The sequence below is a fragment of the Enterococcus sp. DIV1314a genome (assembly GCF_051713805.1).
Taxonomy (GTDB): domain Bacteria; phylum Bacillota; class Bacilli; order Lactobacillales; family Enterococcaceae; genus Enterococcus_I; species Enterococcus_I aquimarinus.
On the sequence record NZ_JBIOQP010000001.1, the window covers coordinates 243,219 to 257,851 of the forward strand.

Here is a 14,633-nt window from a genome sequence, read left to right on the forward strand (position 1 = left end):
ATAGTATATACTACGTAGTATATACTAAAAAATAAAAATGACAATCACTTTTAGGACAGATCAAAAAACTTGTCACCTAAAAAAGCATGACAAGTTTTTTGACTTATAATAAGGGGGCGAAAAAGGCACTCAAACGTTCTTTAATTCTTTGGCTGATAGAACGTGTTGCTCGTTGTTTTTGAGTGACTTGTTCTGATTTTAAGAGATCCTCTTTAAATTGGTTGATAATTTCAACTACTGTCTTCGACGGTCCATAAATAAAAGCCGAGATTTCATGGTTTAAATAAAAACTACGAACATCAAAATTCGTTGACCCAATCGTTGCAATCGTATCGTCAATAATCATATATTTTCCATGTAAGAAAGCCTCTTTTTTTACTGAATCGGCTGATACGTAAAGCCTAGTCCATGAACTTCCGACACTTCATAAGTAATCATAAAACAAGTTGGATCAACGGCTTCGATAACTTCACGTACCTTAGGATATTCTTGATTACTTACCACAGTCATGATCATATCGCGTTCAATGCTATCTTTACCTCCCCTTACATCAAATAATGTCATACCGCGATTAACCTCATCTAACAGTTTCACCCGAATCGCTTCTGAATGATTGATACTTAAAATCATAATGGCTTTGCGCCGCTTTAGTCCGGTTTCGATATACGTCATCACAATAGACGTTAAACCGATGGACAAAATAGCAAATAAAAATTCTTCTATTCCAAAAACATACAAACTCATAAAAACAATGACCATGTCCGTAAAAAAGAGTCCGACTGATGTATTTATATTAAAATACTTTTGAAAAATCAGCGGCGGGATGGTTGTGCCGCCACTTGAAGCTTGAATACTATATAAAATAGGCACTCCTGACGCAAAAATCACACTTCCCATAATGACTGATAGTAACCGATCTTCTGTTAACATGATTTGGGGAACCACTCTTAACGACAAAGGAAATAAGATGTTGCAAATTAATGTCTTATAAAACACTCTCTTCCCTAGGAAAATAGCCGCTAAGATTAACATCACAACATTTAACCCCAAGACTACCCACGCTCGATTAATTCCAAATAAAGACTCTGCTAAAACCCCAATCCCGCTGACACCTCCAGCAGCAATATGGTGAGGTCCTAAAAACATATTAACCGATACGGCTAAGATTAAGATGGCTAACACGAGTAATACACTATTTTTGACTTGCTTATTCATTTCGTTCACGAATCTTTTCGGGTGCATTTTTAACTAACTCAATGACTAAATTCACTGCTTTTTCCATTTCGTCAATGACAACAAATTCATCTGTCGTATGAATCTTATCGTAACCAATTGAAAAATTCACACATGGTTTTCCACCAAGATTAAAAATATTGGCATCACTCCCACCACCACTTGTTTCACGAATCAATGGATAACCAAGATTTTCAACCGATTGGATAAATAAAGCCATGACCGGTTCGTCATCGCCAATATTCCCAATGCCGTCAACTTCTCCTTCAAAAACTGATGGAGTGCCCCTTCATCTTTTGAAACTGAATCAATCCCCACTAGATTTATAAACGTTTTCAAAACTCTTTATCTCGACATGATAACCCCTCCATTTCTTCCTACTTATAGCATTCTGATTGTATCTTAATATTCAAAAGTTTGAGAGTTTTATTAGATAGAATCAATCACTATTTTACGCACGATGATCGCTGAAGAACGTAGATAGGCTCATGAAAGTCAATCAATGCTTACATGAATTCCTCGAATCAGATATTTCTTGCTCTTTGTGGTATAGTAATAAAATAAAGAGAGATATTCAAAAATTAGATGAGACAAGGAGGAACACGAATGAATTATCAAGTAAACATTCAACCAATTCCAGATACTCGAGTCATTTCTATTCGTTATACGGGACAATACAAAGAAATTGGCGACTATTTTGATTTACTCTTTGATTTAGCAAAAGAACGCGTCGATGGTGCACCATTTGCCCTTTACTACGACGAATCCTATAACAGTGAAGAAGCCGATATTGAGGTTTGTTTGCCTGTTAGCGAAGAAATTGGCGTAGTTGAACCATTCCATAATAAAATCATTGCGGGTAATGACTTTGCAACGACGATTCATAAGGGTAGCTATAAGCAACTAAACGCCGGTTATCAAGCAATTGAAGCCTATTTAAATGAACGAGAACTTCCTATTGGAATCCCTTCTCGTGAAATTTATCTCATTGGTTTCCATCCATCTAAAAATCAAATAGTGGAAGAATTTGTCACTCAAATTGCGATCCCACTTCCTCGAGATGAAGACGAATTCTAATACACAAATAATAGTCCTTTTCTGGTGAATAACATCAGGAAAGGACTTTTGTTTAGCGTAGCTTCATGTGTTGTTGTTGATAAAATCGTGTTAATTGTTGTTGATTTTTTATCACAATCACTTTTTCTGGATATGTTTTTTGAATGGCTTGATAGTATTGACGCTTTGCTTTATTTCTGCCTTTATAAAGGACCCACCATAAAAATTCACCGTCAATTTTTTCAGGACAGCCCTCTGCCATATCTGGTCGCGCTGTATTGCGATACTTGACGCGTCGCTCAATAATTCTTTTTAATGAAGCAAAAGGCGAAAAGAGTAACATAATCACGTAATCTGCATCTTCTAAACGTCTTTCCTGATAAAATTTCGAATAATTACCGTCAATAACCCAGGAGTCTTGTTCCATAAACGTCGCAACCATTTGTAAGGCTTCTTGCCGGTTGCGTTCTTGCCAATTTTCAATAAATTGGACGGTATCGAGATGCAGCACTGGAAGTTGATGTTGCTCTCCCAAAAAAGCAGCTAACGTTGATTTACCACTTCCAGAATAACCAAATATCGCAATTTTCATTTGAATCCTCCATCCCCTGATTTCATTTGCCGTAAAAGAATAGCATTTTTTTGACAAAAAGAATAGTGGCTACTCTTTTCTTTTTAGATTGTTAGCGCATTTTTTGAGTTACCTCCAAATCACTCCCTATCCTTCCTATCTAATCCATCACGATACTTTTCTAATACAGATACTCTTTGACTAATTCTCTGACAAGAACTACACTAAAGAAAACATGTTTCGAAGGAGCGAGAAAAAGATGTCAGCGATTGTCATTGAGCATTTTTCAAAGAACTATCACGGGAACACCGTTGTAAGTGACCTTTCGCTACAAGTCGCGGAAGGAGAAATTTTTGGTTTTATTGGGCCAAATGGTGCTGGAAAATCCACCACGATTAAAGCCTTGCTCGATTTTATTAAACCGTCAACGGGCACGTTAGCCATTTTCGGGATGGATACCCAAAAAGAGGCAAAAGCCATTCGCAAAGTGACAACGTACGTTTCTTCGGAAGTGGCTTTTTATCCTCAATTTACCACAATGGAACTCCTTCAGTCGGTTGCTGATTTCCACAAAATAAGCCAACCGACTCGTGAAATCAAGCGCTTAATCGAGCTCTTTGAAATGGACGCTCATAAAAAAGTCGCCGAACTTTCGCTTGGTAATCGAAAGAAAATTGCGTTAGCGTGTAGTTTATTGCCCAAGCCGCGTTTGCTTATGTTAGATGAACCAACGAACGGATTAGATCCACTCATGCAACATCGCTTATTTACAGAGTTAACATTGCGTAATCAACAAGGAATGACGATTTTTTTATCAAGCCATCAACTAGCAGAAATTCAAGAACACGCGCATCGAGCGGCTTTTATTCGTCAAGGCAAATTACTAACGATTCAACCGATTTCAACCGATCATTCCTTAGGTAAAGTCGTTGAAATCAAAACGAAGACCCTTCAAATAGTAGATTTCCCATCTTCTTTCCAGATTCTTGAACATCATGATGACGTATGGAGAGCCCTGTATCAGGGAGAAAAAGATGAACTCCTTCTATTTTTAAGGCAAGAATCGATTCTTGATTTCACGATTCATACACCGACTATCGAAGATCAATTTATGTCACTTTACGAAGGAGGGACAATCGATGATTCTTTCAAAAATTGAATGGCGTAATCAACGAAAAAGTTTGCTCATTTGGACGGCGGTTTTCTCATTGCTAAGTCTGCTTTTTTCCGCCATCTATCCACAAATGTTTACACCAGTACTCAAAGACTCCATGGCTACTCTCATGAGCGAGTTCCCTGAAAGTTTGCTGGCAACGTTTCATATCTCCTTGAGCGGTCCGGCTAATCTTTTACAACCATTAGGCTTTTTTGCTTATTATTTTCAATATCTGTTTTTGGCAGCTTGTGTTTACGCGATTTTACTCGGCATTCAATCCCTTATTCAAGAAGAATCGGCCGGTACTATCGACTTTTTATATGCACAACCGATTTCACGTGAGCAAATCGTCGCAAATAAATGGTTCGTTCAAACCATTATTCTAAGTCTTTTTTGGTTCGTATCCGCTTGTACCTCACTCGGTGGTTTACTACTCTTTAAGGAAAAGACGGATACCGTTGCGGCCATTGTTGAAGGGATTAGCGCGATTTACTGGAATGAATGGTTTGTCTTATGGTTCTTTTTAACTTTGGGAATGTTCCTATCAACACTCATTCACCATGCCAATCAAGGAACTAGCGTTGCCCTTAGCATCGTGTTTGGTTTTTATCTCTTAGGAATTGTGTCGAATTTATATGCGCCACTCGACTTCCTGGCCTCCTTATCACCGATCCATCAAGGCATTCCGGCAACCATTTTAGAACAAGGTTTTCCTCACAAAGGAATCCTTTTCTTGATTAGTTTGCTCTTTATCGCTCTCACTTTTTTCGTTTATCATCGAAAAGATTTTCGTCATTAAATGAGTAATAAACAAAAGAATGTGACAATCAACCATTTGTTCATTTTCTTTTGTTTTTTTCATGAGAAAATCTTCTTATCTTCTCATTTTCTGTTATAATGGTAACGCATACTTTTTACGATAAGGAGTTTTTTTATGAAATGGATTCGAAAATTGAATATTTTACAGTATTCTATTTTTAGTTATATTTTCTTTTTTGCCTTAATCTTTATCCCGATGTCACTTGTCTGGTATACGACATCCCGTCACAGCGTCACCCAGCAGCTCGAACTATCGTCAAAGAATGCCCTCTTACAAGCGAAAGCGAGTTTTGAGAGCGATTTAAGTCAACTAGATTTGATTTCTCAACAATTGCCGTACGATTCTGCGATTTCGTTAGAATACTTAGCGGATCCATACGAAAACATCGATAGTCGTTCCGCATTAGCCAAGTATCGTTTAAATAATTCGATGATTGAAGAAGCCTATCTTTTTTATCCTGAAGATCCTGAAACATTCTATTCGGCAAACGGTAGTACTAAAATCGATGCTCTGATTGAACTGCGCCAACAAAATGTGGATAAAGAAGAACTCTTAACATTATTAAATGCGCCAATTCCATCTTTTTCGATTCTCGAAGAAAAAGTCTATGGTGACAAATCATTCTTTTATGTCGTCCCTATTCAAGATGCATTCGGTAAAAACAGCGCATCGATGATTTATGTCCTTCGTAAATCGAGTATTGATGCTATTTTTTCGCCATTATTAAATGAAGCACACGGTGATTTTTATTTAGTTAATTCGCAAGATAAATTACTCGGTTTTTCCAATAATAATCCCGAACTCGCTACTGCATTAAATAAAAAATTAGCCACAAAAGGCAGTCTTTCTGAATCTTTTCGTTGGGAGAATAAAAACTATCTATTGCATCAATTTACGAATGATCTTCTCGATTTGGAATATGTCTATGTGCTAAATACTGACCTAGCAAGTGCACGTCTGACTCAGATTTATCAAGCGTCGATCTACACGATTATCGGTATTTTGATTATTGGATTATTTTCGAGTATTTTCCTCGGTCGACATTCGTATCGTCCTTATGAAAAAATTGAACGCTTGTTATTAAAACACGAACATGAACAACCGCAAAAACGCGCCCTTTCTTTTGAAGAAGTCCATGGTAAATTATCAACTTTTTTAACCGAAAACTCGCATTTGAAAGAAGAAATCAAACAACAAACACCTTTTATTAAAGAAAGTCTCTTGCATCAACTCTTAACCGGACAACGAACCGACGAATTAAGTTTACAGGAATTATTTTCGCCACTTATTATTCAACAAGCAACCGCACGCTATTTTACGATTGTGATTTCTTTTGAGGCAACGAGTCATTCTCCGGCTCTTTATCGCGATTCTTTTAGTAATCAATTGCTTAAAGAACTCAATCATATTCAGTATGCTCACTTTGAGTGGTGCGGGACGAAATGTTTAGAAGAAGAAGCCGTTACGTTCCTTATCGCTTCCTCTGGCGAGCTTACCCAAGAGGAAATCGTCGAAAGAATTGTCGAAGATATGCGTAATTTCTCCGACGTGACGTTACCGATTGGCATTGGAAAAGAAACAGCAAGTCTCAAAGGAATCAAACATTCCTTTATTGAAGCACTAACTGCTTTAGATTATCGCTTTGAAAATCCACAAGGACAGATTTTTTTCTTTGAATCGATTAGTGCTTCGACACCACAAGACCATCGAAGTTTCCATTTTCCTGAAGATAAGCAATTGAAATTAGTTCAAAGTTTACATTTAGGAAATGAAGGCGTTGCATTAGAAACCTTAGAAGAACTGATTCATTATGGTGTCCAATATTGTGTCACTTTACAAACATTCCGGATGTATAGTTACTATATTATGAATACGTATGCTCACGTTGGCATTGCTGTTATCGGTGACGCCCTTTTAACCGAATTAGAAGTGTTAATTGACGTCAAAGATTATCAACAGTTGCACAAGAAACTCCAAGAAATCACACAAATGATTTGCCAAAAAGTCGCAACAAAAGCGCGAGAGGAAGAATCGCATGTAAAAGAGGCGCTTTTCAGTTATATCGATGCCCACTACAATACCGACTTTTTATCGTTAGAATCGATTTCAGACCATTTTAATCTAACACCTACGATGATTAATAAAATCATGAAAGAAGAGACCAATACCACTTTTGCAAAATACATCGCCAATCTTCGTCTTGAAAAAATTAAGCAGGCGTTAGTGGAGACCGATCAGTCGATTAAAGAGATTATTCAAAGTAACGGTTATTATGACGTTTCGAATTTCACACGTAAATTCCGCACGACCGTTGGAGTGACACCAGGCCAATACCGGACGATGTACCGCGAAGGCTAGCTAATTTTTCACTCAATATAAAGCGCTCCTTCGCGCTTTAAGAGCGATCTATAATGAAAAAAATAAACGAAAGACCCTCAAATATCCGGGCCTTTCGTTTATTTTTTCGATTTCTTTAACTGATGTTTCTTACTGTGAACAAGAAAATGTTTCGCTATAATTCGTGGTTTCAACTTGTAGCTGGAAGTCTTTGAAACGTCTTGGTTTCAGTTCTAAATCAAAATCACTTAACTCTTTTGCAGCAATCTGAATGGTAAAAGGGTGTGTTTGACCTTTTTCAACAAAGACTTTTGTAAAGCCACATAATTTTTTGACGCGAGGCAAGACATCATTTGAATATTTTTTGGCATACACTTGAATGACTTGCGCCCCGGCATACTCACCCGTATTCGTCAATTTGCCAGTGACGACAAAACCTTCTGAGGTCTGTTTGACTTTTGTCTCATGGATATCGAAATTAGTATAACTCAGCCCTTCACCAAAAGTGAACGTCGGACGACCGGAAATATCCAGATAATCTTGTTTAAAAGGGGTATCGCGATAATTGTAATAAACGGGTAATTGACCATTTTCATCTGGAATCGAGATGGCTAGTTTCCCACTAGGATTACTCAAGCCAAATAATAAATTAGCAATCGCTTGACCACCGTGTTGTCCCGGATAGCCCGAGACTAACAAAGCGTCCACATACGGTAAACAATCTTTTAAGAGATGTGGACGACCGGCTACTACGACGGCGACAATCGGTTTGCCGACTGCGTGTAACGCTTTTAACAAGTCCATTTGCGGAGTCGGAATCGCTAAGTCAGCCAAATCGATATTCTCGCCACTTGTCATTTCATTTGAGCCTGACAATGCCGCACCGTTAGCATCAAATTCGGTTGAAAAATCACGCGCACTTGAACCACCTAGCGTGAGAACGACAACATCACTTTGTTTCGCCAACTCACAAGCTTCTTCAATCGCACCAGGAATTGGGGATGAAATCAATGAACCTTGTGTGTCGGTAAGTGCGACTTGCTGTGACATTGCCACATTTTTTAGACCTTGCGCGATGGTAATGCATGTTGTTAAGTTTTTATAAGGCGTGTAGTCGCCTAATTGATGGTACACGTTATGAATATGTGGACCAATCAACGCAACCTTAGAAATAGTATTCGCTGTTAAAGGTAAGATGCCTTCGTTTTTTAACAATACCGCTGCCTCTTCGGCTAACTTCGTATTAATCGCGATTTTTTCTTCCTCTGTTGTGGCTATGATTGGATCATTATCTACTTCTTGAGCGAAGAGGCCTAGTTTTTCTTTTAAGCGCAACACACGGTAAACAGCTTGATCCAGCTGCGCTTCGTCCAATAAACCCTCTAAAACAGCTTCTTCTAAATAGGGATAGACATTGTCCCATAAGCTAATATCTAAGCCACTTTGTAATGCCAAAGCGGCTGTTTGTGGGCCTCCTAAGACGCGAGCCACGCCATCTAACGCACAACCATCTGACATGACCGCTCCTTCAAAGCCCATTTCCTCCCGTAAGATTGTCGTTAACAATCGTTCGTTAATGTGACACGGAACGCCGTCAATATCATTATACGCGGCCATACACAGTAAAGCCCCGGCATCAATCCCCGCTTGCATCATCGGTAAGTGAATTTCTTTTAGTTCGCGCTCGCCAATTTCAACGGGTGCCGCATTGTGCCCCCCCATAATGGAGCCTTGCGCGGCAAAATGCTTTAACGTCGCCAAAACTTTATTCGATGCTAAACCCCTTTCGGAACGCTCACCTTGCAATCCTTTTACCGCAGCGGTTGTGAAAGCACCCGCTAAATGAGGATCTTCACTAAAACACTCTTCCGTCCGCCCCCAACGAGGATCGCGACACAAATCAAGCGTGGAGATCAATCCTACATGCGCACCTTTTTCGCGAAGTTCTTCTGCCACGATGGCTTGCGCTGCTTGGTAAAGATTCGGATTCCAACTTGCCCCAACAGAATAATTTGTCGGCGTGGTCAACGAATCCAGTCCTTGATGCCCGTGTGGACATTCTTCCGTGAGCAATACGGGAATCTTTAAACGCGTATGTTCTTTCACATAATCTTGAATCATTTGACTCACGATTTTTGCTTCTTCTTTTGATAATCCCGTCTCCAAATTCTTCTGAGACCAAGGATCTGAACGAAAAAGACCGTAGATTACGCCAAGTGAATCCCATCGTTTCACTTCGTCTTTAAAATAATCGGTGAGGATCATTCCTTCCGCTGTTTTTTCATAGGCTTGCCAACCGTATAAGCGTTGATTCAATTGGCCGACTTTTTCTTTTAACGTCATTTGACTAAGAAGTTCTTTTAACACCGTGTTCCCTACTTTCTTATTTGAAATATACTTTGATTGTTTGCACTTCAAATGGTTTAAACGCTACATCAATGTGATTTTTTCCGATAGCTAATTCTTCTTCTGCTTCTTCTAACATGTTGCACAAGACTGCCCGTTCAATCTCTTTGTGACTCGTCAGTCTCACTTGCGTTTGACGATTCATGTATTCATATAAGCGCAAGACAATCGCCTCATCGTCTTCTGCTTTTTTCACCGTATCTAATAACACATTCGGCATATCCACTTCAAAGAAAGAAGTATTTTCGTTCAGATCGCCGTCAAATACCATTAGTGGGACATTCAAGTCTAGCGCTTCTTCCATGGTGTGACCTTGTTGCCAATTCCCTTCATGAGCAAATAAGGAATAGGTAAATGCGTGTTGACCATTATCCGCATTTGGATACGGATCGATTGCGGATTTAATTAACGTAATACCGATTTTTTGGAATTCGGTACTAAAGCCATATTTTGCATCCGATAAGAGACTGACGCCATAATTTCCTTCCGATAAATCAACCCATTTTTGGCCGCAACTTTCAAAGCGAGCCCAATCCCAAGTTGTATTTTTATGAACATTTCGTGTGACGTTCCCGAACTGGATATCATAAGTTGCCTCTAATGTATTCACCGCAATGGGCATTTGCGCTTTTAATAGCACCTGATTGAGTTGCCAATCGACTTTTGTTTCAAAATCAATCCGTTTTGTGCCATGATAGAAATGGATGTACTGCGTAATCATTGAATTCTCAAATGGGCGAACGACCTTCAATGTATCACGAATCGGTCCTTTTTCGACCCATTCAATACTGTCAATTTGATCAACATTCCATGATTTTTCTTGATAGTACACATCAATATCCCATGCATCGTAATCCATTGGAATATCTTCGTAGGCCACGAGTTGATTCAATTTTTCACCCGTCGGAATCATTTCTCGTTTGGCTTGTTTATCAAAAAGTGAAATGATTTCGAATGCATCATTTAGCTTCACTTTAAAATCAGCCGTTTCAAACTGTTTCTCAACACTTGGTAATACGACGGCTGCAACAGGTTGCGCAATGACGTTCACTTTTTCGCTAGCTAACGAAGGAATCGTGGATGTTTTGACAAGTAATTGATTTTGATGCGTTAACTGACTGACTAACGTGTGTCCCGCACCATCAACGGCTTGTCCAACTACCGGTAGCATAATTGTGCTTGCACGCTGAAAGCCTAGCGCGTTATATAAGGTAAAGACTGACTCTTGTTGCACCAAAGGTAAGGCGCTTAATAAGTCATGGCATTCCTTGATAATGGCTTCATATTCACGATCGGTTTGTTCATAGACTTCTTCAATCGAACTCCCCGGTAAAATATCGTGGAATTGATTCAATAAGACAACCTTCCACATTCTTTCTAGCGCTTCTTGCGGATAACGATCAAAAGCGTATTGGGCATAACATTTCTCAACATTTTGTAATAAAAATTCAATTTCGCGATTGTATTTTTTATTTTTCCCAATCGATGTTAACGTTCCGCGATGGTATTCAAAATACAATTCGCCATACCATGTCGGTAACTTCTCTTTTTGACTTAAGCGATCAAAAAATGCGCCTGCACGATCGCCGGTAATCGTTGGCATATCTGGCAGTGGCTGTTGCAACCGTTTTTGAATTTCAAGCATTTCTCTTGTTGGACCGCCACCCCCATCGCCGTATCCGTACGCCAGTAAAATCTCATCATTGACCGCTTTTTGTTGATAGCGCTCAAAACTCCCTTTGACGGTATAAGGATCTAACAACCCATTGTACGTTGAATAATACGGTGTGGGATTATAATGTTCACTAATGGTCGTAATAAAATGAGTCAGTACTTTTGAACCATCAATTCCTTGCCAATAAAAAGAGTCATAAGGAATTTGATTAAATTGATTCCAGTTTAATTTTGTCGTCATAAAATAAGGCGTATTGGTTTTTTGTAATATTTGGGGTAATGCTGCTGAATAACCAAAGACATCGGGTAACCATAAAATTTTACTGTCCACATCAAACTCTTCTTTCAAGAAACGTTTGCCATACAATACTTGTCGAACGAGTGATTCACCTGATGTTAAGTTACAATCCGCTTCGACCCACATCGCGCCTTCTGCTTCCCATCGACCTTCTTTGATTTTTTCTTTGATTTTTGCGTACAATTCAGGATAATGGTCTTTCATAAATTGATATTGTTGCGGCTGACTATTGATGAACGTATAGTCTGGATATTCATCCATTAATTGAAAAACGGTTTGAAAGCTACGTTCTCCTTTTTCAATGGCTTGTTGAACGGTCCATAACCATGCCAAATCAATATGCGTATGTCCGACTGCCGTCACTTTTTGTGTCGGTACATGATCGATGAGATACATGGATGCCAGCACTTCTTTCGCGGCTTCAATGCCTTGATAATAACTCTTTGAATACGGTTGACGGAAATCAAGCAAGTTTACCGCTTGAACGAGCGTTTGTTGGTAGCGTTCGGCGTCTCCACCAAATGCCATCACACCACGCCAAGAATCATAAATTGCCATTAAATCGTAGTAAAAATCATACGTCGCTTGATCATAAGCAATTAAATGAAAATGCAGCGGAAATTTTTTCTCTTCACGGCCAGAAAAAATCGGCACCGTAAAGTTGATTTCTCCCGCATCTTTCCATTCATCAGCCAATACGACTTCTCGATGATTCGTATCTAACGCTTGTAAATAGTGATCATTTAAATAGACTTTCATTTGAGGATTGGTACTATTGTCTGACTGTGAGGGATCGGCATATCCTTCAAAAGCAACCGGATAATCACGCCATTCTTCTGGAATCGTAAACGTTCCTTTAATCGTGTAATCCGTGTTCTTCTTCCCAAAATAATCCCCTTGTTCATATGGTTCAAAACCGTTGCCTTGATCTAAAGATAGCGCGGAAATTACGCGACGTTCTTTCACTTTATAACGGTTAACTTTAAAAAATATTTTTCGAATACGTTCAAATTCAAATTGTGGATGAGTCATTTATCTTGCCCCTTTTCTTAAGTGTTTCGTCTACTTAAAATGTAAGCGTTACCCGATAGTTTCGCAATATGTATAATTTCTGATGTATGTTAATTTCCACAAAACGTTGATACTTCAAGCATATTCTCTATTTTTTAGATTTCTTTCGTGATAAAAGAAAATGTTCCAACTAAAAATCAATTCTGATTTTTAGTTGGAACATTAAGTTGTTTTAGTTTGCTGCCCAACGATCATAAGCCGTTTGATACGTTGCGACATATTCTTCAACGCCCATCGATTCAATCGTTTGGACATATTTATCCCACTCATCAAATGACGTCACACCGGTAATGAATTTTGCTTCCATCTCCTCCGTGTACGTTGCTAAATCGGTTGCGTTCGTTGCAACTTTATCATTTTCTTCTTTTGTTAAGTATAATAGTGGGAATGCAACTTCTGCAATAGGTTCTACTTTCTCTTTTGTTTCATTATTAATCCAATCTCGGAAAGTAGAATCAGGTTCTTCATCAGCAGTTTTACGAATCAATTCCTGATCCACTACGATATTAGGAGTCGTCAATCCAAAGGCAGGTGTAATTTTACCACGGAAAGATTCAGTATCATTTAAATCAACTTCTGGTGTAAATACTCGTACTTCTTCTCCGTCTTTAGTAGTCGCACTTTCCCATAAGAAACCATCAGGACCTTGTTCTAAGAAACGGGCACCTTCAACAGAATAAAAGTAATCAACCCAGCGTAAAGAAGCTTCAACGGATGGATTTTGTTTCGTAATCGCAAATGCCCCTCTCGATAATCTAGGACTACCTGCAATGACTGCTTCCGGTGAGTATTCTGATGTTAAGGGTTGGAACATCGGATCATTCAATGCTCCGTCTTCACCTCTACCTGTTGTAAAGAATGAGAACCAGTCTGGGAATAAACCTAATTGGTTGTTTTGTCCCTTCGCTTTCTTTTGATCACTGGATTGGCTATAGACTTCTTTATCAAGTAAACCTTCTGAATATAATTTATTCATATATTGTAAGAATGCCTTATAATTTTCTGAAATTGGTGTATAGGAAACAACGCCATCATCTTCTTGAATCCCTTTTACTTTTAATCCAAAGGCACCCATGAACCATAAACGAGAGCTATTCATTTCTACGTCTGTCAATGGAACTTCATCTTTCTTTCCATTCCCATTTGGATCTTCATCACGGAAACGAACGAGTAAATCATATAATTCATCGGTAGTCGTTGGTAATTCAGTTACTCCTAATTTATCTAACCATTCACCATTGTACCAAAGAGGTCCGGCAGGCCAAATTGCTGTACCTCCTCTCGAGAGCATCGGTAATGTATAAACATGTCCATCAGGTGTTGTAATCGATTTTAAAATTGTTGGATCTTCCTCTACTAATTTAGAAAAATTAGGCATAATTTCAGGGGTAATATAATCCTCTAATGCAACTAAAATCCCTTGTGACCCATAATCGATTTCCATTGCAGAGGTCAACTTATCTGCACCAGCACCGTAAATAATATCACTTAAATCATCTGCTGCAAAAGCCAGATTTAATTTTGTTCCAAAATCAGCATCTGGTGGCGTTACATAGGTTGTCTCAATTCCTGTTATCTTCATGTATTCTTGCAAGGTTGGCATATCTGCCCACTCTGCTAATCCAACGCCTGGAGCCATAATACTTAATGTTAATTCTTCTCCTTCAGCTACAATTGGAAATTGACTTTCCGTATTTAATTTAACCGAAGATTCTTGAACACCATTCGAACCGTTTCCTTGACTACTATTACTTGCACTACATGCAACGAGTAATGTACTAAACAAGGCAATCCCTAACCCGTAAATCAATTTGTTTCCACTTCTCATCTTTTATTCCTCCCAGAATGTATTATGCTTTTTTGAAACAGCCGGCGTTTCTTATTGCAACTGAATTGTAAGCGCTAACCAAAATATGCGCAATATGTTTAAATAATCGGCTATGTAAAAAAGAAAAGGCTTTCGAAATGTTATTTTATCACGTTTTTTCGTAACTATCCCACTCCTTTAATG

Annotated in this window: 10 protein-coding genes and 1 pseudogene; 4 read left to right on the plus strand and 7 right to left on the minus strand. The window is 38.7% G+C overall.

Annotated elements, in window-relative coordinates; all coding sequences use genetic code 11:
* Positions 1–103: 103 nt before the first annotated feature.
* The 3 genes and pseudogenes from IGI68_RS01200 to IGI68_RS01210 all read right to left on the minus strand — a co-directional run.
* Positions 104–361: pseudogene (locus IGI68_RS01200) on the minus strand (phospholipase D-like domain-containing protein); the annotation flags it as partial.
* A 14-nt stretch (positions 362–375) separates the two neighbouring features.
* Positions 376–1,224, minus strand: coding sequence for a YitT family protein (locus IGI68_RS01205; protein ID WP_438729684.1), 849 nt, complete (start codon positions 1,222–1,224; stop codon positions 376–378).
* The gene (locus IGI68_RS01210) at positions 1,208–1,483 is read right to left on the minus strand and encodes a M20/M25/M40 family metallo-hydrolase (RefSeq protein WP_438733178.1); all 276 of its coding nucleotides are present in this window, start codon (positions 1,481–1,483) and stop codon (positions 1,208–1,210) included. The genes IGI68_RS01205 and IGI68_RS01210 overlap by 17 nt, the downstream gene beginning before the upstream one ends.
* A 356-nt stretch (positions 1,484–1,839) precedes the next feature.
* Between IGI68_RS01210 and IGI68_RS01215 the strand changes: the two genes are divergently transcribed.
* Positions 1,840–2,310, plus strand: coding sequence for a GyrI-like domain-containing protein (locus IGI68_RS01215; protein WP_071874772.1), 471 nt, complete (start codon positions 1,840–1,842; stop codon positions 2,308–2,310).
* 52 nt (positions 2,311–2,362) lie between these two features.
* Here IGI68_RS01215 and IGI68_RS01220 read toward each other — a convergent pair whose 3' ends face one another.
* Positions 2,363–2,881, minus strand: a complete 519-nt coding sequence (locus IGI68_RS01220) for a DNA topology modulation protein FlaR (protein ID WP_438729687.1) — start codon at positions 2,879–2,881, stop codon at positions 2,363–2,365.
* 238 nt (positions 2,882–3,119) lie between these two features.
* Between IGI68_RS01220 and IGI68_RS01225 the strand changes: the two genes are divergently transcribed.
* From IGI68_RS01225 to IGI68_RS01235, 3 genes are all read left to right on the plus strand, one after another.
* Complete coding sequence (locus IGI68_RS01225; RefSeq protein WP_273230999.1) at positions 3,120–4,019, plus strand: ABC transporter ATP-binding protein; 900 nt, start codon at positions 3,120–3,122, stop codon at positions 4,017–4,019.
* Complete coding sequence (locus IGI68_RS01230) at positions 4,000–4,815, plus strand: ABC transporter permease subunit (RefSeq protein WP_438729690.1); 816 nt, start codon at positions 4,000–4,002, stop codon at positions 4,813–4,815. The genes IGI68_RS01225 and IGI68_RS01230 overlap by 20 nt, the downstream gene beginning before the upstream one ends.
* A 135-nt stretch (positions 4,816–4,950) precedes the next feature.
* A complete protein-coding gene (locus IGI68_RS01235) occupies positions 4,951–7,194 on the plus strand; it encodes a helix-turn-helix domain-containing protein (RefSeq protein ID WP_438729693.1) in 2,244 nt (747 codons plus the stop codon).
* A 129-nt stretch (positions 7,195–7,323) separates the two neighbouring features.
* On the opposite strand, the gene IGI68_RS01240 is transcribed toward IGI68_RS01235, so the two are convergent.
* The 3 genes from IGI68_RS01240 to IGI68_RS01250 all read right to left on the minus strand — a co-directional run bounded on the left by IGI68_RS01240 (position 7,324) and on the right by IGI68_RS01250 (position 14,450).
* Positions 7,324–9,540 (minus strand): glycoside hydrolase family 3 N-terminal domain-containing protein, encoded by a 2,217-nt coding sequence (locus IGI68_RS01240; protein WP_438729696.1) that lies wholly within the window; start codon positions 9,538–9,540, stop codon positions 7,324–7,326.
* 16 nt (positions 9,541–9,556) lie between these two features.
* Complete coding sequence (locus tag IGI68_RS01245) at positions 9,557–12,583, minus strand: alpha-mannosidase (protein ID WP_438729699.1); 3,027 nt, start codon at positions 12,581–12,583, stop codon at positions 9,557–9,559.
* A gap of 211 nt (positions 12,584–12,794) precedes the next feature.
* Positions 12,795–14,450, minus strand: coding sequence for an extracellular solute-binding protein (locus IGI68_RS01250; protein WP_438729702.1), 1,656 nt, complete (start codon positions 14,448–14,450; stop codon positions 12,795–12,797).
* Positions 14,451–14,633: the final 183 nt, after the last annotated feature.